The sequence below is a fragment of the Sulfitobacter sp. SBS6 genome, from assembly GCF_048285585.1.
Taxonomy (GTDB): domain Bacteria; phylum Pseudomonadota; class Alphaproteobacteria; order Rhodobacterales; family Rhodobacteraceae; genus Sulfitobacter; species Sulfitobacter pontiacus.
In genome coordinates, this window is record NZ_JBLWBA010000004.1 from 91,295 (window position 1) to 114,319 (window position 23,025).

At 61.2% G+C, this 23,025-nt stretch carries 24 protein-coding genes; 9 read left to right on the forward strand and 15 right to left on the reverse strand.

Features of this window, described 5'->3' with window-relative positions:
• The first annotated feature begins 26 nt into the window (after positions 1–26).
• On the forward strand, positions 27–743 hold the full coding sequence (locus ACNQ62_RS01690) for a glycosyltransferase family 25 protein (RefSeq protein ID WP_418094061.1): 717 nt from the start codon (positions 27–29) through the stop codon (positions 741–743).
• Positions 744–753: 10 nt separating this feature from the next.
• Here ACNQ62_RS01690 and ACNQ62_RS01695 read toward each other — a convergent pair whose 3' ends face one another.
• Positions 754–1,407: a peroxiredoxin gene (locus tag ACNQ62_RS01695; RefSeq protein ID WP_037965330.1), complete on the reverse strand. Its 654-nt coding sequence runs from the start codon at positions 1,405–1,407 to the stop codon at positions 754–756.
• Positions 1,408–1,572: 165 nt separating this feature from the next.
• Here ACNQ62_RS01695 and ACNQ62_RS01700 point away from each other — a divergent pair, with 165 nt between their 5' ends.
• On the forward strand, positions 1,573–3,012 hold the full coding sequence (locus ACNQ62_RS01700) for an aldehyde dehydrogenase family protein (protein WP_418094062.1): 1,440 nt from the start codon (positions 1,573–1,575) through the stop codon (positions 3,010–3,012).
• A 74-nt stretch (positions 3,013–3,086) separates the two neighbouring features.
• Here ACNQ62_RS01700 and ACNQ62_RS01705 read toward each other — a convergent pair whose 3' ends face one another.
• Positions 3,087–3,734, reverse strand: a complete 648-nt coding sequence (locus ACNQ62_RS01705; RefSeq protein WP_005850315.1) for an RluA family pseudouridine synthase — start codon at positions 3,732–3,734, stop codon at positions 3,087–3,089.
• A gap of 59 nt (positions 3,735–3,793) precedes the next feature.
• Here ACNQ62_RS01705 and ACNQ62_RS01710 point away from each other — a divergent pair, with 59 nt between their 5' ends.
• Positions 3,794–4,204, forward strand: coding sequence for a nuclear transport factor 2 family protein (locus ACNQ62_RS01710; protein ID WP_037942746.1), 411 nt, complete (start codon positions 3,794–3,796; stop codon positions 4,202–4,204).
• 56 nt (positions 4,205–4,260) lie between these two features.
• On the opposite strand, the gene rarD is transcribed toward ACNQ62_RS01710, so the two are convergent.
• The 4 genes from rarD to ACNQ62_RS01730 form a co-directional block, all read right to left on the reverse strand.
• Positions 4,261–5,187, reverse strand: a complete 927-nt coding sequence (rarD, locus tag ACNQ62_RS01715; protein ID WP_340237035.1) for an EamA family transporter RarD — start codon at positions 5,185–5,187, stop codon at positions 4,261–4,263.
• Positions 5,188–5,292: 105 nt separating this feature from the next.
• Positions 5,293–5,916 (reverse strand): LysE family translocator, encoded by a 624-nt coding sequence (locus tag ACNQ62_RS01720; protein WP_005850320.1) that lies wholly within the window; start codon positions 5,914–5,916, stop codon positions 5,293–5,295.
• 35 nt (positions 5,917–5,951) lie between these two features.
• On the reverse strand, positions 5,952–6,407 hold the full coding sequence (locus tag ACNQ62_RS01725) for a GAF domain-containing protein (RefSeq protein WP_037942737.1): 456 nt from the start codon (positions 6,405–6,407) through the stop codon (positions 5,952–5,954).
• A 76-nt stretch (positions 6,408–6,483) separates the two neighbouring features.
• On the reverse strand, positions 6,484–7,656 hold the full coding sequence (locus ACNQ62_RS01730) for a thiolase family protein (RefSeq protein ID WP_317937333.1): 1,173 nt from the start codon (positions 7,654–7,656) through the stop codon (positions 6,484–6,486).
• 87 nt (positions 7,657–7,743) lie between these two features.
• Between ACNQ62_RS01730 and ACNQ62_RS01735 the strand changes: the two genes are divergently transcribed.
• The 3 genes from ACNQ62_RS01735 to ACNQ62_RS01745 all read left to right on the forward strand — a co-directional run bounded on the left by ACNQ62_RS01735 (position 7,744) and on the right by ACNQ62_RS01745 (position 10,483).
• Entirely contained in the window at positions 7,744–8,085 is a 342-nt protein-coding gene (locus tag ACNQ62_RS01735; RefSeq protein WP_074636394.1) for an STAS domain-containing protein, read from the forward strand.
• Complete coding sequence (locus ACNQ62_RS01740; protein ID WP_418094063.1) at positions 8,082–8,561, forward strand: ATP-binding protein; 480 nt, start codon at positions 8,082–8,084, stop codon at positions 8,559–8,561. The genes ACNQ62_RS01735 and ACNQ62_RS01740 overlap by 4 nt, the downstream gene beginning before the upstream one ends.
• 344 nt (positions 8,562–8,905) lie before the next feature.
• Positions 8,906–10,483 carry a gamma-glutamyltransferase family protein gene (locus ACNQ62_RS01745; RefSeq protein WP_418094064.1) on the forward strand — a complete coding sequence of 526 codons (1,578 nt, stop codon included), beginning with the start codon at positions 8,906–8,908 and terminating at the stop codon, positions 10,481–10,483.
• Positions 10,484–10,519: 36 nt separating this feature from the next.
• On the opposite strand, the gene hspQ is transcribed toward ACNQ62_RS01745, so the two are convergent.
• Entirely contained in the window at positions 10,520–10,846 is a 327-nt protein-coding gene (gene hspQ / locus ACNQ62_RS01750) for a heat shock protein HspQ (protein ID WP_005850331.1), read from the reverse strand.
• An 84-nt stretch (positions 10,847–10,930) separates the two neighbouring features.
• On the opposite strand from hspQ, the gene ACNQ62_RS01755 reads away from it, so the two are divergent.
• Together ACNQ62_RS01755 and ACNQ62_RS01760 are read left to right on the forward strand one after the other, a co-directional pair.
• Positions 10,931–11,812 (forward strand): AEC family transporter, encoded by an 882-nt coding sequence (locus ACNQ62_RS01755; protein ID WP_418094065.1) that lies wholly within the window; start codon positions 10,931–10,933, stop codon positions 11,810–11,812.
• 71 nt (positions 11,813–11,883) lie between these two features.
• Entirely contained in the window at positions 11,884–12,474 is a 591-nt protein-coding gene (locus ACNQ62_RS01760) for a lytic transglycosylase (protein ID WP_174226590.1), read from the forward strand.
• A gap of 57 nt (positions 12,475–12,531) precedes the next feature.
• On the opposite strand, the gene ACNQ62_RS01765 is transcribed toward ACNQ62_RS01760, so the two are convergent.
• From ACNQ62_RS01765 to ACNQ62_RS01780, 4 genes are all read right to left on the reverse strand, one after another.
• Entirely contained in the window at positions 12,532–13,134 is a 603-nt protein-coding gene (locus tag ACNQ62_RS01765; RefSeq protein ID WP_005850339.1) for a LolA family protein, read from the reverse strand.
• A 172-nt stretch (positions 13,135–13,306) separates the two neighbouring features.
• Positions 13,307–16,228, reverse strand: coding sequence for a DNA translocase FtsK (locus tag ACNQ62_RS01770; RefSeq protein WP_386176031.1), 2,922 nt, complete (start codon positions 16,226–16,228; stop codon positions 13,307–13,309).
• A 17-nt stretch (positions 16,229–16,245) separates the two neighbouring features.
• Positions 16,246–17,427 carry an aminotransferase class I/II-fold pyridoxal phosphate-dependent enzyme gene (locus ACNQ62_RS01775; protein WP_418094204.1) on the reverse strand — a complete coding sequence of 394 codons (1,182 nt, stop codon included), beginning with the start codon at positions 17,425–17,427 and terminating at the stop codon, positions 16,246–16,248.
• Positions 17,428–17,536: 109 nt separating this feature from the next.
• Positions 17,537–18,865, reverse strand: a complete 1,329-nt coding sequence (locus ACNQ62_RS01780) for an amidase (RefSeq protein ID WP_418094066.1) — start codon at positions 18,863–18,865, stop codon at positions 17,537–17,539.
• A gap of 89 nt (positions 18,866–18,954) precedes the next feature.
• Between ACNQ62_RS01780 and ACNQ62_RS01785 the strand changes: the two genes are divergently transcribed.
• Positions 18,955–20,181: an FAD-dependent monooxygenase gene (locus tag ACNQ62_RS01785; RefSeq protein WP_418094067.1), complete on the forward strand. Its 1,227-nt coding sequence runs from the start codon at positions 18,955–18,957 to the stop codon at positions 20,179–20,181.
• A gap of 22 nt (positions 20,182–20,203) precedes the next feature.
• On the opposite strand, the gene ACNQ62_RS01790 is transcribed toward ACNQ62_RS01785, so the two are convergent.
• From ACNQ62_RS01790 to ACNQ62_RS01805, 4 genes are read right to left on the reverse strand one after another with little or no spacing between them, the layout of a single operon-like run.
• On the reverse strand, positions 20,204–20,356 hold the full coding sequence (locus ACNQ62_RS01790; RefSeq protein ID WP_386170634.1) for a Trm112 family protein: 153 nt from the start codon (positions 20,354–20,356) through the stop codon (positions 20,204–20,206).
• A 29-nt stretch (positions 20,357–20,385) separates the two neighbouring features.
• A complete protein-coding gene (locus ACNQ62_RS01795; protein WP_005850355.1) occupies positions 20,386–21,030 on the reverse strand; it encodes an LON peptidase substrate-binding domain-containing protein in 645 nt (214 codons plus the stop codon).
• A gap of 27 nt (positions 21,031–21,057) precedes the next feature.
• Positions 21,058–21,978, reverse strand: a complete 921-nt coding sequence (gene trxA / locus ACNQ62_RS01800) for a thioredoxin (RefSeq protein ID WP_278374948.1) — start codon at positions 21,976–21,978, stop codon at positions 21,058–21,060.
• A 52-nt stretch (positions 21,979–22,030) separates the two neighbouring features.
• Entirely contained in the window at positions 22,031–22,819 is a 789-nt protein-coding gene (locus ACNQ62_RS01805; protein WP_009825509.1) for an exodeoxyribonuclease III, read from the reverse strand.
• Positions 22,820–23,025: the final 206 nt, after the last annotated feature.

Below are 23,025 nucleotides of genomic sequence, written 5' to 3' on the forward strand. Positions count from 1 at the left end.
CGTCGCCAAGCTCGGGATCAAACCGTATGAAATCATTGATCATCCATATGTCCACCAGCACCGCGCGGCACGCCAATGTCGCGCGGTTGCTGCAGGATCTGCCCGATGCGCAGGTCGTCGAAGCGGTAAATGGCCGCGACCCTACGCAGGTCGCAGATGTGCGCACCCACTCTGGCAACCTGCACAGCCCGTCCTATCCCTTCGCCCTGACACCGGCCGAGATCGGCGTCTTTCAAAGCCATCGCAAATGCTGGCAGATGATCGTCGATCAGGGCTGGGATTGCGCGATGATTGTCGAGGATGACCTCGCCGTGTCGCGGCCAGAGCTGGACCGCGCGTTGCAGCTTATCCACCAGAATTTGACGCCCGATATGTACCTGCGCCTGCCGCCCAAGATGCGAGAGCTGCCCGCAGATGTCGTGGCGCGTGACGGGGATATGGCGTTGATCCTGCCCAAGCGGATCGGCTTGCAGTGTTGCTGTCAGGTGGTGGGGCGCGACGCCGCGCAGCGCTTGCTTGACGGATCGACCCAGATTGACCGCCCTGTCGATACATGGCTGCAGATGCATTGGGTGACGGGGCAAAAGCTCCACGCCCTGCTTCCCAATGGGCTAAGCGAAATCGCCAACCAGATCGGCGGGTCGACCATCCAGCAAAAAACCCGCACCAGCGGCAAGCTGATGCGGGAATTAAAGCGGGCGTGGTATCGCACGCAGGTTAAATTGCGACCTCAGAAAGCCTGAGATCCGGCCCTTAGCTGGGCGCTTTTGTCGTGCGCAGGTAGGGCAGGATCTTGTTGAAGTCGCCGAACTTCGCTTTGGCATCGTCATCCGACAGGGTTGCGGGGATGATCACGTCGTCGCCGACATTCCAGTTCGCCGGTGTCGCCACGCCCTTGCCGGTCGAGGTTTGCAGCCCGTCCAGCGCGCGCAGAACCTCGGCAAAGTTGCGGCCCACGGTCATCGGGTAGGTCATCGACAGCTTCAGCTGCTTGTCCGGCCCGATGATGAATACGGCGCGGACTGTGGCGCTGTCGTTGGGGGTGCGGCCATCGGGCAGATAAGCGTCGGCGGGCAGCATGTCGAAGGCTTTGGCAACGGTCAGGTCGTTATCCGCGATGATCGGAAAGCCCGCTTTGGCACCGGCGAAGGTCTCGATATCGCCTTTCCACTTCTTGTGCTCTTCAACACCGTCCACGGAAATGCCCATCACCTTGGTGCCGCGCTTTTCCCATTCGTCGGCAAGCTGTGCGACCGCCCCGAATTCGGTGGTGCAGACCGGCGTGAAATCCTTTGGGTGCGAAAAAAGGATCGCCCAGCTGTCGCCCACCCAGTCGTGCAGGCTGATCGTGCCCTGATCGGTTTCGACGGTCAGATCGGGGATGGTATCGTTGATGCGCAAGGACATAATATTCTCCGGCTTCATGGTTTCGGTTTGTCGTTCTCCACTTATGTAGGACGTTGCGCTGCCGGTTTCACCCCCTCACTTGCGGGTCCCCAGATGTGGTGACATGGTACGCGCAACAGGCTGGGGGAAACGTCCCCGGCACCGCATGACAAAAGGAGTTTTCCCATGCTGGAGAAGCGCGAGTTTTACATCAACGGTGAATGGGTATCCCCCGCCAAGCCGAATGACTATCACGTGATCGACCCCACCACAGAGGAGCCCTGCGCGGTCATCTCGCTTGGGGATCAGGCGGATACCGATGCCGCGGTTGCCGCTGCCAAGGCCGCCCTGCCCGGCTGGATGGCGACGCCTCCGGCGGAACGCATCGCTCTGCTGGAAAAGCTGCTAGAGGTCTATCAGGCCCGCGCCGAGGATCTGGCCAAAGCGATGAGCACGGCCATGGGTGCGCCGATGGATCTGGCCCGTACATCGCAGGTTGGTGCCGGCTCTTATCACCTGAGCAACTTCATCAAGGCCGCGAAAGAGTTCAAATTCGAACAGCCGCTTGGCAATCACGCCCCGAATGACCGGATCATCCGCGAAGCCGTGGGCGTTGCCGGTCTGATCACGCCGTGGAACTGGCCGATGAACCAGATCACGCTCAAGGTCGGCGCGGCGATCGTGTCGGGCTGCACGATGGTGCTGAAACCTTCCGAGGAAAGCCCGCTGGACGCGATGATCTTTGCAGAGTTGATCGACGAGGCAGGCTTCCCCAAAGGGGTATTCAACCTTGTGAACGGCGATGGCGTCGGTGTCGGCAGCCAGATGTCGTCGCATAAAGACATCGACATGATCAGCTTCACCGGCTCCACCCGCGCGGGCACGCTGATCTCGAAAGCGGCGGCGGATACGCTGAAAAAGGTCCACCTTGAACTGGGCGGCAAAGGCGCGAACATCATCTTCAACGATGCGGATGACAAGGCTGTCAAACGCGGCGTGCTGCACATGATGAACAACACTGGCCAGTCGTGTAACGCCCCCAGCCGTATGCTGGTGCAGTCGGATGTCTATGACAAAGCCGTCGAAGAAGCAGGCGCTGTGGCGTCGCAGGTTACCGTTGGTCCTGCCTCCGAAGATGGGCGTCATATCGGCCCCGTGGTCAATGAATCGCAGTTCAACAAGATTCAGGACCTGATCCAGAAGGGCATCGACGAAGGCGCGCGTTTGGTTGCGGGCGGCACCGGGCGTCCCGACGGCTTGAACCGCGGGTTCTTTGTCAAACCCACTGTCTTTGCAGACGTGACCCCCGACATGACCATCGCGCGCGAGGAAATCTTTGGGCCGGTTCTGTCGATCATGAAGTTCGACAGCGAAGAGCAAGCGGTCCAGATCGCCAATGACACGGTTTACGGCCTGACCAACTATGTCCAGTCGCAAGATGGCGAGCGTCGCAACCGTCTGGCGCGTCAGCTACGGTCGGGCATGGTCGAGATGAACGGCCAAAGCCGCGCCGCAGGGTCGCCCTTTGGCGGCATGAAGCAGTCGGGCAATGGCCGCGAGGGTGGCATGTACGGGATCGAGGACTTTACCGAGATCAAGGCCGTCTCTGGCTGGGCCGCTGAATAAGCTGTCCTTCGGACACGCTGTAAAAACCAAGGCCACCCTGCGGGGTGGCCTTTTTCGTCTGCACCCTATGGCCTTTAGAACGGTGCCTTGGCGCGGATCTTGGTCGAATGCCCGCCCTGAGGATGGTTGAACCGCAGTTCCTCTGAATGGAGCATCAGGCGCGGATATGCCAACGCGGGCCCCGTAGCGTAAAACGGATCGCCCAGAATCGGATGGCCGAGGCTCAGCATATGCACCCGCAGCTGATGGCTGCGCCCTGTCTTGGGGCTAAGGCGCACCCGCGCGGTGTCGCCTTCGTCTTTCAGCACACGCCAGTCGGTTTGTGCGGGTTTACCCGTTTCATGGCAGACCATCTGGCGCGGGCGGTTCGGCCAATCCACGATCAGCGGCAGATCGATGGTGCCGGTCTTTTCCTGCGGCACCCCCCAGACCCGCGCGACATAGGTCTTGCGTGTCATCCGTTTTTCAAACTGCAATCCCAGATGGCGCTGCGCATGGGGCGTCAGCGCAAAGATCATCACGCCCGAGGTGTCCCGATCCAGACGATGCACCAGCAGCGCGTCCGGAAATGCATCCTGCACCCGCGCGATGAGACAATCGGCCAGATGCGGCCCCTTGCCCGGCACCGACAGCAAGCCCGCGGGCTTGTCGACCAGCAACACTTCGGCGTCTTCATGCAGGACAACCAGCGGATCTTGGGGCGGATTATATTCTGTTTCCATAAGTGTCCGTCTCAGAGTTAGGGTAGGTTTTCAAGCCAATCTGTACCAAAGGACCCAGAATGCATCCTACTATTACCAAGATGATTGATGTTGTCGCCAAGGGGGATTCGGAAAAGATCGCCCCGCTGCTGGCGGAAGACGTCACCTTCATGCCGCCGACATATTACAAGACCTGGACCGGCCGCGCCCCTGTGGCAGCGGTTCTGGGGCACGTCGGCAATGTCTTTAGCGATTTCAAATACCGCCGGATCATGGGGGAAGGGACAGATTGGGCGCTGGAGTTCCAGTGCAAGATCGGGGATCTGGATGCCGTTGGCGTCGATCTGATCACCCTGGGTGACGACGGTCTGATCGCCAAATTCGAGGTGGTGATGCGCCCCTATAAATCCATCGGTGCCCTACGTGAGGCGATGAACGCACGGGTGATGAAAGACCCCAGCTTCCTCGCCTTCAAGGACGCGCTGTCCTGAGCGAATGATATAATGATCGAGGGGCGCGACATGTCTGCGCCCCTCCTCCCCCCTTGTCACGCCGGTTTGTGCCGCATCTGCCGGAACAGCGAGATCGAATAGATCACCAGCGCCCCCCAGATCAGCGGAAAGGCAATCATACGCGCCCGCCCAAAGGGTTCGTCAAAGACCAGCGCCGCGCAAAGGAGGATCATCGTCGGCGCGATATACTGCAAGATACCGATGGTCGACAGCCGCAGCCGCTTGGCTCCGTTGGCATAAAAGATCAACGGCACCGCCGTGACCACGCCACAGCCCACCAGCATCCACGTATTAAACGGCACGCCCTGACCAAAGTGGTTTTGCCCCGTCATAATCAGGTAAACCAGATAAGCCAGCGCAGGGGCGAGCAGGATCAGGACCTCAAGCAGGAAACCCTGGTTCGGCCCGATCGGCAGCCGCTTTTTCGCCAGCGCATACAGGCCGAAGGTGAATGTCAGGCTCAGCGCGACCCAAGGGAAGCGACCGGAATCGAGCGTCAGGATCGCGACGGCGACGGCTGCGAGCCCGATTGCCGCAAGCTGAAGTCTCGACAGACGTTCCCCCAGCAGCAGCGCCCCCAGCAAGATGCTGAACAACGGGTTGATGTAATAGCCCAAGGCCGCGTCCAGCGCATGACCCGAGTTCACCGCCCAGATATAGATGCCCCAGTTGACCGAGATCAGCGTCGCCGTGACACAGCCCATCGCCAAGGTACGCGGCGACCGGAACGCCTCGCGCAGGGTGGCGGTGCGCCCCAGAAGGATCAGCACCAATGCGCCCACGGGCACAGACCAGATGACCCGATGCACGACAATCTCTGCCGCGGGAATATGGGCAATGGCCTTCATGTACAGCGGCAGAAACCCCCAAAGACCATAGGCCCCGATCGCAAAGGCAAGCCCTTGGGGCGTGTCCTCGGGCGGGGCGGGCTGGGTGTTGGATAGGGTATCTGGGTTGCGCATATCGTGTCTCCTTGGGGTCTGCTTACGCCCGCAGGACCGCAGGGGCCAGAGGGAAAGACTGACCCAAGGGCACTTGCCCCACAGGCGCGCGGGATCAGCCCTTGATCACCCCTTAGGCATCGGCGTATGCGCGCTGCCCAACAGCACCCCGTAGATGATAAAGCTAACGGCCATCACGCGGCGGAACCAAACGTTGAACACCGCCCCCAAGGCAGCCCGCCCCAGCCCCGCCCCAAGCGCTGTAAACCCGGTATAGCTGGCCGCGGTCAGGGTCAGCGCCGTCGGCACGATCACGATCATCTGGTCCCAGATCGGGACATCCGGCTGCACGAACTGGCTGAAGGCTGCAAGATACCCGGCGACCGATTTGGGGTTGATCGTCGCAATCGCAAAGGCACGCCAATAGACCGACGCGGCGGGGCGATCCTCCATCACCACGGGCTTGCCCGCCAGGACCAGCCCGCGCACGCCCAGATAGATCAGAAACCCTGCCCCGATCATCTTGGCCACAAAGAACCCCGTGGCGGAGGCCGTCAGCAGCGCCGTCACGCCAATCGCTGACAGCGCCAGAAACAGCGAGGCCTGCGTCAGGATCGCCAGCACGCCCACCATCGCCCGCGCAAAGCCCAGGTTCATCCCGTTGCTGATACAGTTCACCGCGTTCGGCCCCGGCGTGGTGACAAACACCACCCAGAACAGGGCAAACACGAGCCAAGCGTCAAAGCTCATGACATTTCCTTTGATCGACGGGCAGGATCACCGGCCTAGACGTTTGCGAAAACGGATTTCAAAATCGCGGCGAGTTCGTCGGCGTCGGTCTGGTCAAACGCGGCGGGCTGGTTGCTGTCGATATCAAAGACACCCAGCAGCTCTCCGGTGCCGTTCCAAACGGGCAGGACCAGTTCAGACCGCGTGGAGGACGCGCAGGCGATGTGGCCCGGAAAGGCATCCACATCCGCAACCAGCTGCGTTTCGCCCGTGCGCGCGGCAGCACCGCACACCCCACGCGCGAAGGGGATCACCAGACAGCCATGCCCGCCCTGATAGGGCCCGATCTTAAGCAGCTCTGGCGCGGTCACACGGTAGAACCCCGTCCAGTCAAAGCGGTCGTCGGCGTGGTGCACCTCGCAGGCGACGGTGGCCATCAGCGCCACGCTGTCGGTTTCGCCGTCCGTCAAGGCGTGGAGGGTTTTGGAGAGGGTAGGATAGTCAACGCGCATAAAATTGCCTTTTGTTACTGTCGGACCGGGGGGCTGTCTGCCCCCCGACCCCCGAGGATTTAGTCCATTTGGAAAATCAGGGGCGTTCGATCGCAATCGCGGTGCCTTCACCGCCGCCAATGCAGATCGCCGCGATGCCCCGTTTCAGCCCGCGTTTTTCCAGTGCGTTCAGCAGGGTCACGATAATACGTGCGCCAGAGGCCCCGATGGGGTGGCCAAGCGCACAGGCACCGCCGTTCACGTTCACGATGTCATGGGACAGCCCCATTTCATGCATGAAGGCCAGTGGCACGACGGCAAAGGCCTCGTTCACTTCCCACAGATCAACGTCGTCTTTCTGCCAGCCCAACCGGTCCAGCAGTTTCTGCGCCGCCGGTACGGGCGCGGTGGTGAAAAGCCCCGGTGCCTGCGCGTGACTGGCGTGGCCGAGGATATGCGCGCGGACATTCAACCCTTGGGATTTGGCTGCTGTTTCAGATGCCAGCACCAATGCCGCCGCCCCGTCCGAGATGGAAGACGCATTCGCCGCCGTTACTGTGCCGCCCTCGCGGAAGGCGGGTTTGAGTTCGGGGATCTTCTCGGGCCGTGCGTTGCCGGGCTGTTCATCCGCCGAGATGGTGACCGACCCTTTACGCGATTTCAGATCAACCGCTGCGATCTCGCCATCGAACGCGCCGCTGCTTTGCGCCTCTAGCGCGCGGGACAGGGAGGCCAGCGCATAGTCATCCTGCACAGCGCGGGTGAATTGAAATGTCTCGGCGCAGTCTTCGGCAAAGGTGCCCATCAGGCGGCCCTTGTCATAGGCGTCTTCCAACCCGTCGAGGAACATGTGATCGATCACCTGACCGTGCCCCAACCGCGCGCCGCCGCGCATTTTCGGCAACACATAGGGCGCGTTTGTCATGCTCTCCATCCCGCCGGCGATCATGGTATCGGTCTGACCCAAGGCGATCTGGTCGAAGGCGATCATCGCCGCCTTCATCCCCGAGCCGCACATCTTGTTCAGCGTTGTCGCCGGCACCTCTTCGCCCAGACCTGCCTTGAAGCCGGCCTGACGCGCGGGAGCCTGGCCCTGCCCTGCGGGCAACACACAGCCCATCAGCACCTCGTCCACAGTATTGGTGCCGGCACCGTCCAGCGCCGCCTTGATCGCGTGCCCCCCCAGATCGGCCGCGGTCAGATCGGCAAAAGCCCCCTGAAACCCGCCCATCGGCGTCCGCGCAGCCCCTGCTATCACGACTTTTTCCATTTCGTCCCCTCCCCGGGAAATGATCACCTTTTGGTAAGGTATCGGCGCTATGTCTTCTGGCGTCCGGGACACCTTGGAGATGACCATATGAAACTCTCAACCAGAACAGAAGGGCAGCTGCAAATCATATCCGTGATGGAAGACCGTATTGATGCCGCCGTTGCCCGCGCCTTTAAAGAAGCCATGCGGGATATGATCGAAGATGGGCCACCTGTGGTTATTCTGGATCTGGGGCAGGTGACCTTTATTGATTCCAGCGGGCTTGGCGCGGTGGTGGCGACGTTGAAACTTCTGTTGCCGGACCGCAGCCTGACGCTGGCGGGGCTGACGCCCTCGGTTGATCGGGTGTTCCGATTAACGCGGATGGACAGCGTTTTTCCCCTTTTCCCCACCTTGGACGCCGCATTGGCCGCGCAGGTGCCCGCATGAGCGCCCCGAACCGGAACGAAGGCACAGTCGGTCAGGCGGATACCCCCTATGGGTTCGAGGTGACGTTGGAAGCCTCTGCCGATGCGGTACGCGCGGCCCTTGGACATATCCGCACAGAACTGGCCGATCGGGGGCTATCGCAAGAAAACCTCGAGATTGTGGAACTGGTGCTGGCCGAGACGTTGAATAACGTGGTTGAACACGCCTATGCCGGATTGCCCCAAGCGGGGTTAATCGGGGTGCGCGGGGCCTATGCGCCTGATGACTTGCGGTTTCGCATCACCGATCTGGGCAAACCGATGCCGGGGTTCACCCTCCCCCCGGGTGAAGCATTCGATGTGCTGAAACTTGCAGGCGAGTTGCCCGAAGGGGGATTCGGTTGGAGCCTGATCCGGTTGCTGAGCTGCGAGCTGGAATATTCGCGCACCGGTGATATGAACCTGCTGGCGCTGCGCATTCCGCTTGCCGCGGGATAAGCTGGGTACGGGGGGCCGCCACAAGGGGGGCCTTTGCCGCCAAGGGTTAAGTGTTGGTCACCTTTGGGGCAGCTTGAAGCAACGCTTCGCAATAGCGCCTCAAAGGTTTCATAATTCCGCCCAGCTTTGCGGGCAACGTCGGTTCTGTAGCTGCATATGGCTTCCCTCGGCGTTGCGTTTTAATAGCCCCCACCCAGTACGCAACGCCGAGGCACATTTACTGTGCCCAGCTCCCCTTTATGTACCCAGCTCCCCTTTAAGTGCCCAACTGCCCTTTAGTGATTGCCCGCCCGTCCTGCACCGCGCTACGCTCAGGCCGATGACAGCAACCTGAGGCCAATGACATGCGCGACTTCCACCTTCCCGGACGATCCCCCGTTCTGGCGAGCAATGGCATGTGTGCCACGTCCCATCCTTTGGCCGCAAAGACCGCTGTCGATATTCTTGAGCGGGGCGGCAACGCGATGGATGCCGCGATTGCCGGTGCCGTGCTGCTGGGGATTTGCGAGCCGCAGATGACCGGAATCGGTGGGGATTGCTTTGTGCTGTATTCGCCAGCGGGCAGCGACGAAGTGCACGCGCTGAACGGATCGGGCCGCGCCCCTGCTGCGTTGGATGCCGCCCATTTGCGCGACGCTGGTGAAAAGACGGTACCACTGCGCAGCGCCCATGCCGTGACCATTCCCGGCGCGATCGACGCGTTTTGCCACCTGTCCGACACCATCGGCACCATGGGTCTGGACACGATTCTTGGCCCTGCGATCCGCTATGCCGAAGAAGGCGTACCCGTCGCGGCACGTGTCGCCTTTGATTGGGGTAATGATGCGGGCACCTTGCAGGGGGCCGCACGCGATTTCTATTTGACCGGCGGCGAGGCCCCAAAGACCGGCGACATCTTCCGCGCCCCCGGACAGGCCGAAGTCCTGCGTCGCATCGCCAAGGACGGGCGCGATGCCTTCTATTCCGGTGAGGTGGCCGAAGATATCGTCGCCTCTCTCAATGCTATGGGGGGCAAGCACAAGGCAGAGGATTTCGCCGCCACCGCTTGCACCCCCGGTGAGCCCCTTGCCTCCACTTATCAGGGCGTTGAGGTGCTGGAACATGCGCCGAACGGTCAGGGGGCCACTGCACTGTTGATGATGAACATGCTGTCGCATTTCGACGTTGCATCCATGGATCCTTGGGGCGCGGAGCGTGTGCATATCGAGGCGGAAACCGCCAAGCTGGCGTATGATGCACGCAATCGTTTTCTGGCGGACCCGGACCATACCGCACGTCTGGCCCATATGCTTGCGCCCGAAACGGCGCGAGAGCTGGCGGCGTTGATCGACCCGAAGAAAGCCATGCCCAACCCCGTCGCCCTGTCAGAGGCGGTGCATAAGGATACGATCTATATCACCGTGGTGGACAAGGATGGGATGTCCGTGTCGTTGATCTATTCGATCTTCCACGGTTTCGGGTCGGGCATCGCGTCGGATAAATTCGGTATCCTGCTGCAAAACCGCGGTGCGGGTTTCACCCTTGACCAAGGGCACGCGAACGAGCTGAAGGGCGGCAAGCGGCCGATGCATACGATCATTCCGGGGATGATCAAACGCGACGGTAAGGTGATCATGCCGTTTGGTGTGATGGGCGGGGCCTACCAGCCCAATGGCCACGCGCGGTTTGTCTCTAACCTGACGGATTTCGGGCTAGACCCTCAGGCCGCCATCGACGCCCCCCGCGCGTTTTCCGATAATGGCATCCTCAAGGTCGAACGCGGCTATAGCGATGCGGTCCGTGCCGAGCTGGCCGAGATGGGGCATAAGGTCGAAATTCCGGCCACAGCCATCGGCGGCGCGCAGGCGATCCAGCTGCATGACAACGGTTTGCTGGAGGGGGCGAGCGACGCACGCAAGGATGGCTGTGCCCTGGGCTATTGAACAAGGATGCAGGGCGCGGGTCACCCACGCTTTGCCTCAGTTCAGCTGGAAGTGCAGCGGATAGGCCCCATCGGTGAACGGGCCGAAGAGATCGGGGATATCGGGATGGTCCACAGGTTCGCCCGAGTAATCGGCCACGAGGTTCTGCTCGGACACATAGGCCACGTAGTAGCTTTGTTCGTTTTCGGCCAGCAGGTGATAATAGGGCTGGTCTTTCTCGGGGCGGCTGTCTTCCGGAATAGCTTCGTACCATTCTTCGGTATTGGCAAATTCGGGGTCCACGTCAAAAATCACCCCTCGGAAGGGATGTTTTTTGTGCCGGACGATCTGGCCCAAGTGGTATTTCGCGCGCGTTCTTATCATAACATCGGTGCACCTACCGTTCGTTCGTAGTCCCTTCAAGGGGCTTTTGTCCAATCCTGCGACGCGTAACCAAGGAAACAGTTTGTGAACCTCGTCCTGACAGTGCTTGAAATTGTGGCTCCTGTGTTCCTGCTCGCGGGGATCGGCTTTGCCTGGGTAAAGCTGGGGTTCGAGTATCGCATCCAGTTTGTGACCCAGCTGGCGATGACCCTATCGGTGCCCTGCCTGATTTTCGTGTCGCTGATGACAACGCAGATCGACCCCGCCGCGCTGAGCGCTTTGTCACTGGCGACAGTGGCGGCCTATGGCGGGGTGACGCTGCTGGCTGCGGTGATCGTGCGCGTGTTCGGGTTGAACCGGCGGACGTATCTGGCCCCGATGATTTTCGGGAATACCGGCAATCTGGGTCTGCCGCTCGCGCTTTTTGCCTTTGGCGACACGGGGTTGGGTTATGCCGTTGTGGTCTTTGCCATTATGGCCATCTGGTCGTTCACCTTTGGCATCTGGCTGGTCGCGGGCTCTGGCTCCCTTGGCAAGGTCATCCGTGAACCGCTGGTCTGGGGCACGGCATTGGGCGCATTGTTTCTGGTGCAAGGCTGGGAAACGCCGGTGTTTCTGACCAATACGCTGTCCCTGCTCGGTCAGATGGCGATCCCGATTATGCTGATCACATTGGGCGTTGCCGTGGCACGGCTGTCCCCCGGCGGGATCGGGCGCGCGGTGGTGTTGTCGCTGATCAAGCTTGCGATCTGCATCGGCATCGCCGCCTTGGCGGGCTGGTTCTTTGACCTTGATAAAATCGCTTTTGGCGTGCTGGTCTTGCAGGTTGCGACACCGGTGGCGGTGACATCCTACCTGCTGGCAGAGAAATACGGTGCGGATGCGCAGTCTGTCGCGGGGCTGGTTGTCGTCTCTACCGTGCTATCGGTTGCCGCTTTACCGCTTATGCTGGGGTTTCTGCTGTAATTTCTGGTGGGCGTCGGCAGGGCAATCTGATAAACTAAATGTAATAAAAACACGATAAAAGCGAGAGGCCGATGAGCAGAACCTTTTGCGCCCTGATAATTGCTGTGCTTTTGGCATCATGTAGTGGCGGTCCGACCAGTGCCCCACGAGACCTTGATAACGCATGTGCGATTCTCAAAGAGCGCCCAGAATATTACCGCGCATTCCGTGCAGCTGAACGCCGTTGGGGCGTGCCTGTCCATGTGCAGATGGCGACGATCCATCAGGAAAGCAAATTCATCGCGGACGCCCGTACGCCGTTCCGCTATGTCATCGGCGTGATCCCCATGGGCCGCCAGTCCAGCGCATTTGGCTACAGCCAAGCGCTTGATGCGACATGGGATGAATATTTGGCCGAAGCTGGCGGTTTCCGCGCCAAGCGAGACCGGATCAACGACGCGTCGGATTTCATGGGGTGGTACATGAACAAGAGCCGCGACAAGAACGGTATCCCCCTGCATGACGCGGAAAACCAGTATCTGGCCTATCACGAAGGCAACACAGGCTATGCGCGCCAAAGCTATAATTCGAAACCCTGGCTGGTCGCTGTGGCCCGCAAGGTGCGCGCGCGCTCCGATATGTACCAGCAGCAGATTGCAGGGTGTCGCCTGTCACGTTGGTAAGCTGACCCACACCGGATAAAGAAAGGGCCCCGAACGTATGTTCGGGGCCCTTTTTCCTTAGCGGTTCACCTGACCGGGGCTGCCGACGTCAAACAGTTTGTTGGGCAGGCTGCCGCCCTTCTGCAGGTCGCCCAGAACCACGGTGGTCTTGGTGCCGTTGCCGTCGTTGATGATCCACTGGCGCAGCTCGACCGGGTTGCCGGTGAACTTCAGCTCGATATTGCCATATTCAGGATGCGCGGGGTCTTGGGCGCGCACGGTGGTCGCGGTGCCGTCATAGTTATGCCCCGTCACCATCTTGGCCTGACCAAGGTTCACATTCGCGGCCAGAATGATCGACAGCGGCGTTTTGGACAGCGGGTATGTCTCTGCCGGTTGGTTGGATTTCTTGTCGTAGATCACAACCGTATTGCTGCCCGCCACGACAATCCCCGAATCCGGTGCGTTGTATTCAAAGCGCACTTTGCCCGGACGTTTGATGTAGATCGTGCCGGTGCTGATCGAGCCGTCGTCGTTGATCTGGGTGAATTCGCCCTTGGCGGTTTTCAGATCGTTAAGATAGCCGGAAATCGCGTTCAGCGGCAGTTTGTCGGCGGCGGCGGGCATCACAGCTGCCAACCCCAGACCAATGGCCAGAACGGTGGTGGTAACAAAACGCATCATAGTCTTCCTATTCTTATTCCAGTGCCTTGCCTTCGACATAGGGCTTCGCGTCATGATATACGATATCACGCAGCAGGATATCGCCTAACACGCCCGAAATGCAAAAGGGGCTGGCCTGTTCCCAAGCCAACCCCCGGCGTCGCAATGACGTTCCGATTATTTTTGCGCGCTACCCCTGCTCTGGTATCAGGATCTCGCGCTTGCCCACGTGGTTGGCTGGCGAAACAAGGCCCGCGTCCTCCATCTGTTCGACCAGACGCGCGGCTTTGTTATAGCCGATGCCCAGTTTCCGCTGGATGTAGGATGTCGAACATTTGCGGTCTTTTGCAACGATCGCCACGGCCGTGTCATATTGCGCGTCTTCGCTGTCGGTATTGCCGCCCAGCCCCAGAACCGCGTCGATGTTCCCCTCTTGGTCATCGGATGGCCCTTCGACCACACCCGACACATAATCAGGTTCACCATAGGCCTTGAGGTGGTTCACGATCTCTTCGACCTCTTCGTCGCTGACAAAGGGGCCGTGGCAGCGCACGATCTTGGACCCGCCCGCCATATAGAGCATGTCACCCATGCCAAGGAGCTGTTCGGCGCCCATCTCGCCCAGGATCGTACGGCTGTCGATCTTGGAGGTCACCTGGAAGGAAATCCGCGTCGGGAAGTTCGCCTTGATCGTGCCGGTGATGACATCGACCGAAGGACGCTGTGTCGCCATGATCAGGTGAATACCCGAGGCCCGCGCCATCTGTGCCAGACGCTGGATGCAGGCTTCGATCTCTTTGCCCGCGACCATCATCAGATCGGCCATCTCGTCCACGATCACGACGATATAGGGCAGCGCTTCGGGCTTGAATTCATCCGTCTCGAAAATCGGCTCGCCCGTATCCTCGTCAAAGCCGGTCTGGACGGTGCGGCTGAACATCTCTCCCTTGGCCAGGGCCTCGCGGACACGACCGTTATAGCCTTCGATGTTGCGCACGCCCATCTTGGACATCTTGCGATAGCGCTCTTCCATCTCGCCCACGGTCCATTTCAGCGCGACAACGGCCTTTTTCGGGTCGGTCACAACGGGGGACAGCAGATGCGGGATGCCGTCATAGACCGACAGTTCCAGCATCTTGGGGTCGATCATGATCATCCGGCATTCTTCCGGCGTCAGCTTGTACAGCAGCGACAGGATCATTGTGTTGATCGCCACAGATTTACCCGAACCGGTGGTCCCCGCGATCAGCAGGTGAGGCATCTTGGCAAGGTTCGCGACCACAGGGTCACCGCCAATGTCTTTGCCCAAGGCCAGCGGCAGACGCATGGTGCTGTCGCCGAAATCACGCGCGGCGAGAATTTCGCGCAGCACGACCTTCTCGCGGTTCTCGTTGGGTAGTTCGATGCCAATCACGCTGCGCCCCGGCACGGTGGACACACGTGCCGACAATGCCGCCATAGAGCGCGCGATATCGTCCGCCAGACCGATCACACGGCTCGCCTTGAGGCCCGGTGCCGGTTCCAGCTCGTACATGGTGACAACGGGGCCCGGACGGACGGCGACGATTTCACCCTTTACGCCATAGTCATCCAGCACGTTTTCCAGCATGCGCGCGTTCTCTTCCAGCGCGTCGTCGCTCAGGTGCAGGCGTTCGACATTATCCGGGCTTTCCAGCAGGTTCAGCGGCGGCAGTTCAAATCCAGGGTGCGTGTCTTCAAAGGTCAACGCAGGCTGTGCCTCGGCCTGAGCTTGTTTGCTGGGCTGCACCGGCTTGCGCATCTGCGGCTGCACCACCTTGCGCGGCTGAGCCACGGGGATCTGCATGGCCGGTTCCCGCTCTGCCTCTTGCAGTGGCAGGTGGCTGTCGGTCATCGGTTCATCATCCAGAACCGCCATATCCGCGTCGTGATCCGGTTCGGAGGGGGTTAGCTCAAGCACGGGGCGCTCCGCGACCAAAGGTGCACGGCTTGCGGTTAAAGGCGGCTCCGCCCGAGTAGGGGAGGGGGCCGGCGCACCGGTCAATGGCGGCTCTTCGCGGCGGGCACCACGGGCGGTGGTATCCAACAGAAGCGGGTCAGGGCCACGCCCGCGACCACGGGTCAAGGGGGCGGTGGTGGCCGTATGCACAGCCCCGCCCGTGCGCACGCGGCTTTTGATCACATCGGCGATCTTGGATTTGATACGGTCGCTGCTGGGGGCTTCGTCCAGTTCGGGTTCAGCCCATGTCTCGACCAGTTCAGGTTCGGGCAGCGGGTCGGCGCGTTTGACCAGCGTCGGCATTTTCGACAGCAGGCCGGTTTTTGGCGCAGGTGCAGGCGCGTCGCTATAGGCCAGTTCGTCGTCATAGTACCCTTGGCTGGCCGCGAATTGCGCGTTCTCCTCGGCCTCGATCCGGTTGCGTTCGCGGCGTTCAAGCTGGCGGGCCTGAATGCCCTGCGCAGCTGCAACCGCCCCCGACGCACCACGCCCCAGAAGGGTCATCAATCCGGCATAAGCCATGATCAGCCCGACCAGCATGAAGCGGAACAGACGTTGCAGTTCAAGTCGGGTGAAGCCGACAACAAAGGCACCAAAGGCAAGGATCGCCACGCCCATCAACAGCGACATCAGCTTGATCGTAAAGGTCGACCCGATCGGCAGGACGGTCAGGATCACACCCATGACCGTGTCGCCAAAAAGCCCGCCCAGACCAAAGCTATGGGTTTGCAGCCAAGACGCATCCGGCGTCAGCGTTGCCCCGTAGATCGAACACAAGGCGACAGCAATCGGGGCAAAGATCAAACGGCCTACGGCGCGTTCCTCGCCGCGGTGCAGGGCAAAGCGTGCGCCCCAGGCCAGCAGGATTGCCGCGACAGACCACGCGCCCCAGCCCACGATCATGAACAAAGGCGCGGCCAGCGACGCGCCCATGCGCCCCAGCCAGTTCTGCACCGGCGCATCGGTGGACACCATAAAGTTGGGATCGTCAGGGGTGTAGCTGCCGATCATCATGGCGGCCATAAGGCCCAGGGCGATCAGCCCGAGGCCCAGCAGCTCCTTGCCGCGTTTTTCGATCGCTTCGGCCATGTTGGTGTCTAGCAAAGGGTCGCGCCCACGTGTCTGATATGCCATTGCTCTGATCCCTCGTCTTATTCTGGATAGAGACAGCGGCGGATCGCTTCGATCCCGCGCGTTGTCTCTTCTTTTGGGGCGACCATCGCCACCCGAATATATTGTTTCCCGGGGTTTTCGCCGTTCACGCTTTGCGCCAGATAGCCGCCCGGCAGCACCCGCACGCCGGTTTCACGCCAGAGTTTCAGCGCCGCAGCTTCGTCATCTTCCACCGGCAGCCACAAAAAGAACCCGGCCTCGGGGCTTTGGTACCCGGGGACGTTGCCGAGAATACGGTCGGCGACCTCGTATTTCTCGATGTAAAGCGCGCGGTTCTCGGCCACATGGGCTTCGTCGTCCCAGACCGCAGCCGACGCCGCTTGCAACGGTAACGGCAGCGGTGCACCGGCATAGTTCCGCAGCTGCTTGATCTCGCGCATGGTATTGGCACCCGACGCGACAAAGCCGGACCGCAGCCCGGGCAGGTTCGACCGTTTCGACAGCGAATGGAAAATCACCACACGATCCGGGTCGGCCCCGACATCTTGCGCCACTTGTAGCGCCCCGACGGGCGGCGTGTCGCGGTAGATCTCTGAATAGCATTCATCCGCGAAAATCTTGAAATCGTATTTTTCTGCCAGCGCGATCAGATCGGCCCAATACGCGCGGGTGGCCACGGCCCCCTGCGGGTTGGCGGGCGAGCAGATATAGGCCGCGGTGGTCCGGTTCAGCACATCTTCGGGCAGGCTGGCAAAATCGGGCAGATGCCCTGTTTCGCGCGTGGCAGGCACCATCACCGGATCAGCGGCACCGGAAATCGCGGCGATCATATAGACCTGGTAGAACGGGTTCGGCATCAGAATGGCGGGCTTGCGGCCGTTCTTCGTCTCGGGACAGGTGGCCATGACGGCGTTATACAGCCCTTCGCGGGTGCCGTTCAGCGGCATCACCTGCGTGTCTGCATCCACCTCCACACCGTAGCGCCGGTTGATCCATCCGGCAATCGCGCCGCGCAACTGGGGCGTGCCGTCGTTGGCCGGGTAGCTGTTAAATCCGGCAGCATTTTCGGCAATCACATCGGTGACCCATGCCGGAAAAGCATGTTTCGGCTCGCCAATCGTCATGTGGATCGGCGTGCCACCGCCTTCATGCGCATCAAGCAATGCGCGCAGGCGCGGCCACGCGTGGGCCGGAAGGTTCGAAAACCGCTCGGGGTACATCATTTCACTGCCTCGGGTTCGGGATCATTCACGCCCCGTTTGTTCCAGAGTACCCAAGGGCTTGCCCCGCGTCCAGACATTGCAGGACGCAGGGCAAGGTTTGTGTCATTTAGGCCAATGCCTCTTCGGCGGCTGCGGCAATGCGCAGCAGGTGCTCTTCGCCAAAGGGCTGGCCCATGAGCATGATCCCGCAGGATGGGGTGCCCGTGGGCAGGGTCACCGCCGCCAGGCCCATAAGATTCCCGATACGCGTGTTGCGCAGGGTCATGAGGTTGGCCGAGACGTAATAGTCATGCTCGGTTTCCAGCCGGTCCAGCTTGGGGGGCAACAGCGGTGCGGTGGGGATCAGCACCGCGTCATAGCCCGCCACAGCTTTCACATAGGCCGCGCGGATCTGGTCGATCTTGGCCCAGGCTGCCACATAATCGGGGCCGGAGTGGGATTTACCCAGACGGAACCTTTCAAGGATTTCGCCGTACATCGCATCCGGGTTCGCCTCGATCACGTCGCGCCACAGGCCGTAGGCTTCGGCGGTGTAAAGGCACCCGCTCAGCGGCATCGCCTCTTTGATAGGGTCGAAATCGATGTCCTCGATCACCGCGCCCGCTTCCTTCAGCCGCGCGACGGCATCGTCGAAAGCCGCCGCGGGGGCGTCTTCGATGTCGTCGAACGCCACCGTGCGCAGGATCGCAAAGCGACGCCCTTCGATGTCGGTGCTGCCCATGTCCATCGGCTTGGACCCTTCGGTGAGCGCCAGCAGCAGGCTCGCATCCTCGACCGAGCGGCAAAGCGGGCCCACCGTGTCGAACTTGGCCGCCAGCGGCACGGTCCCCTCAAGCGACACACGGCCCGAGGTGGTTTTCAGCCCCACAAGATCGTTCCACGCGGCAGGCACCCGCACCGATCCGCCGGTATCCGACCCGATCGCCGCCGCTGCCAGACCGAAAGCGACAGAGGCCGCAGCCCCGGACGACGACCCGCCCGACACGGCACCTTCATCGTTCACGCAAGGGGGGGTGGCGGTGCTGGGGTTATATCCGAGCCCCGAAAACGCCAGCTCGCTCATATGGGTCTTGCCCAGACAGACCAACCCCATCGCGGTGGCATTTGCCAACACGCGCGCGTCGCGGTCCGGCACACGGTCTTTCAGCAGGGCGCTGCCCGCCTCTGTCGCGATGCCGGCGGTGTCGAACAGGTCTTTCCAGCTGATCGGCACCCCGTCCAGTGGCGACAAACGCTGGCCCGCACGCGCGCGATCCCGCGCGGCACCGGCTTCGGCCAGGGCCCGTTCGGCGGTCACGCGGGCATAGATACGATCCCGCAGGGGGTGGGCGTCGATCGCGTCAAGATAGGTCTGGCACAGCACAACAGGGTCGATCTGGCCGTCCCCGATGCCCCGTCCCAGATCTGCGGCTGTCATGGTTAACCACTCTTGCATGTTGCTTCCTCGAATAATGCTTTGGAAAAGGGACGGTAGCGACGCCAGCGCGCATGGACAATCCCTGCCGCACGCCCATATCTAAAGCTATGGATTTTGATACAGATATCGCAATCGTCGGTGGGGGGCTGAATGGCCCGACACTTGCCTTGGCTTTGGCGCAGATCGGGCTGCGGGTCACGTTGATCGACAGGCTGCCCGCTGCCACGCGGGAAGATGCGGCGTTTGACGGGCGATCCTATGCGCTAGCGCTGACCTCGACACGGATGCTCGGGGCGCTCGGGATCTGGGAGGGCGTGAAACCCCACGCGCAACCGATGCTTGAGATCAAAGTGACGGACGGGCGCGCGGGCGAAGGCCCCTCCCCTTTCTTCATGCATTTCGATCACGCAGAGATCGAAGAAGGGCCGATGGGCCATATGGTCGAGGACCGCCACCTGCGCCGCGCCTTGGCAGAAGCCGTGAGCGCTGAGGCCCGCATCGCGCGGCTGGACGGCGAAACGGTCATCGCGCAAGACGCCGCCCCGGCGGGCGTCACCCTGACACTGGAAGACGGTAAGACCCTGCGCACGCGTCTGGTTGTCGGCGCGGATGGTCGCGCCTCGGGCGCCGCCACGCGGGCGGGGATCAAACGCATCGGCTGGGATTATGCGCAAACCGCGCTGGTCTGCGCCATCGCCCATGAAAAGCCGCATCACGGGGTCGCGCATCAGTTCTTTATGCCCCCCGGTCCGCTGGCGATCCTGCCGCTGACCGAAAACCGGTCCTCCATCGTCTGGAGCGAGACCGCCGCCAACGCAGCGCATATCCACGCGCTGCCGGATGCGGGATACCTCGACGTGCTTCGCCCGCGTTTTGGTGATTTTCTGGGCGAGATTTCCCTTGCCGGTGCGCGGTACACTTACCCTCTGAGCCTGTCGCTGGCGCATTCGATGGTGGCACCGCGTGTCGCGCTGCTGGGGGATGCCGCACATGGGGTGCACCCGATTGCCGGTCAGGGGTTGAACGCCGGCATGCGCGATGTCGCCGCGCTGGCAGAGGTGATCGCTGATGCGCAACGGCGCGGGCAGGATGTCGGCAGCACCACGGTGCTTGAGCAATATCAGCTGTGGCGTCGCTTTGATAACACCGCGCTGGCATTGGCGACGGACAGCTTCAACCGGCTGTTTTCCAACGACAACCCGCTGCTGCGTCTTGCACGTGATGTGGGAATGGCCGCGATTAACGCCCTGCCCGATGCCCGTCGCGGTTTCATGCGCGAGGCGGCGGGTCTGACGGGCACCCTGCCCCGTCTGATGCAGGGTAAGGCGCTTTAGGGCGCTATCCGCCCCCGCCGTGTCAGTCGATAATCCGCGCTTCGTCCACCAGCATCACGGGGATACCGTTGCGGATCGGATAGGCAAGACCGGCCGCGTCCGAGATCAGCTCTTGCTTGTCGGCGTCATAGGTCAGGCGCATCTGCGTGCGGGGGCAAATCAGCGCCTCTAGCATGCGGCGGTCGAATGGTATCTCTTCGGCGTTCAATTCATCATCTCCCCTTCTTGGCCACCCCGCAGGGTGTATTCGATCAACGTCAGCAACGTCTCGCGTCGGGTAGAGAGGGATGGTGCCTCGAGCAAGGCCTGTTTGTCTTCGCAGTCAAGATCCAGCATCATCGACAGTGAATTGATCAACAGTTCATCGTCGGCCTCTTGCAACGTATCCCAATCTGCCGACAGGTTTCGCGCGTCGAAGTAACGGCCAAGCGTGTTCAGGAAATTATCGCGGTCGAAACTGCTGTCCTGTTCATCCTTGCCAAGATCGCGTTCAAACCCGTCCCAGTTGACATCGCAACGGCGGTAGGGCGCGAAGCCTTCGACCTCTTTCACCACCCGAAAACGCGAAATCCCCGCGAGGGTGATCATATAGCGCCCGTCCTCTGTCTCGGAGAACTGGGTGATCCGTCCTGCGCAGCCGATGGTTTGCAGCCCCGGACCGTCGCGCCCCGGCACCACATTGGGCTGCACCATGCCAATCAAACGCCCCGGCGTTTTCAGACTGTCTTCGATCATCTGCAAATAGCGCGGTTCAAAGATATGCAGCGGCAACCGCGAGCGCGGCAGCAGCAATGCGCCCGACAACGGGAAGATCGCGATTGTGTCTGGCAGGTCCGATTGCTGTATCATGTAAGCATACCTAGGGCGCGCACAGCCTTATGCAAATATCATAGAGCTAAGTTTACGACGACCATTCAGGGCAATCGGATCGTTGGGTTTCAACGCCTCGAAAATGGTAAACAATTGCGTCTTGGCGGCCCCGTCATTCCATTCACGATCCTTGCCGAAAAGCGTCAGCAGTTGGTCCACAGCGGCTTGCGTGTCGCCATGCGCATAAAGCGCCTGCGCCAGATCGAAACGCGCCTGCATGTCATCAGGATTGGCATCCACCGCCGCCTGAAGCTCTGCCACAGGGCCCGCATCGGCTGCCTGTCGTGCCAGTTGAAGCTGCGCATGCGCGGCCTCAAGCTCGGGCGCTTTCGAGATTTCGATGGGTGCGCCGTTCAGATGCGCTTCGGCCTGATCAAGCTGATCCAGCGCGATATAGGCACGCACCATCCCACCATAAGCACCGGCATGGTTCGGGTCTTCGCCCAGGATCGCGGCAAAAGTGTCCAGCGCGTCCTGCGCCGCCCCTTCGGCCAGCATGTCATCCGCGGCGGCCACGGCCTCTGACAGCTCTTCACCGGGGGCAGAGCCGCCGCCCGCTTTGATCACGCGGTCGATGAACGCCTTGATCTCGGACTGTGGCAGGGCCCCCTGAAACCCGTCAACCGGCTGGCCCTTGAAGAAAGCATAAACGGTCGGGATCGACTGGATCTGCAACTGGCCTGCGATCTGTTGGGCCTCGTCAACGTTGATCTTGACCATCTTGACCGCGCCTTTGGCCGCGCGCACCGCGTCTTCGAGCATTGGACCAAGGGTCTTACACGGGCCGCACCACGGAGCCCAGAAATCGACAATCACCGGCACCGTTTGCGATGCCTCGACAACATCGGCCATGAAGGTCGCTTCGCTCGTGTCTTTGATCAGATCGGCATCACCGGCACCGGCGGGGGAAAGGTTCAAATCCATCATATCAAAATCCTCGCTTGGGGTTGCCCTTTATATGAGGGCGCGTCTGTCTATTTCAAAGGTCGAATGTCGCAAAGACCGGGGCGTGGTCGCTGGGCTTTTCCCAACCACGGGCGTCGCGCAACACGCGGCTGGAATGTGCCGCGCCCGAGATATCGGGGGTTGCCCAGACGTGATCCAACCGGCGACCCTTGTCTGCCGCATCCCAATCCTTAGCGCGGTAGGACCACCAGCTGTACAGGTTGCCTTGCGGGATATCCTGCCGCGTTACGTCAACAAAACCACCGGCGTCCTGCGTCTCGGCCAGCTTTTCGACCTCTATCGGTGTGTGGCTTACCACCTTGAGCAGCTTCTTGTGATCCCAGACGTCATCCTCGCGCGGTGCGATGTTCAGGTCGCCCACCAGAATGGATTTCTCGGGTTTGTCGCCGTGGAACCAGTCGCGCATGTCCGCCAGATAATCGAGCTTCTGGCCAAACTTCTCGTTCACCTCGCGGTCGGGCACGTCGCCGCCAGCGGGCACATAGAAGTTATGCACCGTCACCCCGTTTTCGAGCTTTGCCGCAACATGGCGCGCGTGGCCCAGCGTCGCAAAGTCCTGATCACCGGCATCCACCAAGGGCAGACGCGACAGGATTGCCACACCATTGTATCCTTTTTGTCCTCGCGCCACCATGTGGGTGTAGCCCGCTTCGATGAAGGCCGCGGTGGGGATTTTGTCGACCGGGCTTTTGCATTCCTGCAAACACAGCACATCCGGCCCATGTTCAGCCAGCAGCTTGAGCACAATCGGTTCGCGCAACCGGACAGAGTTGATATTCCATGTGGCCAGCGTGAAAGGCATGAGGCAGCTCCCTTGGGTCAGATCGCGCGCACCCTACCGCGAAATGCGCAGCGTCCACCATGCCGAATTCCCGGGACTTCCGGGCTGCGGACAAAAAAAGACCGGGCACAAGGGCCCGGCCTAGTCCAACAGGGAGGTATGTATCATTTCCCGGATACAAACTTCGGGTTCAAACCGATCGACGGGTCATGAAAACCCCGTCTCTC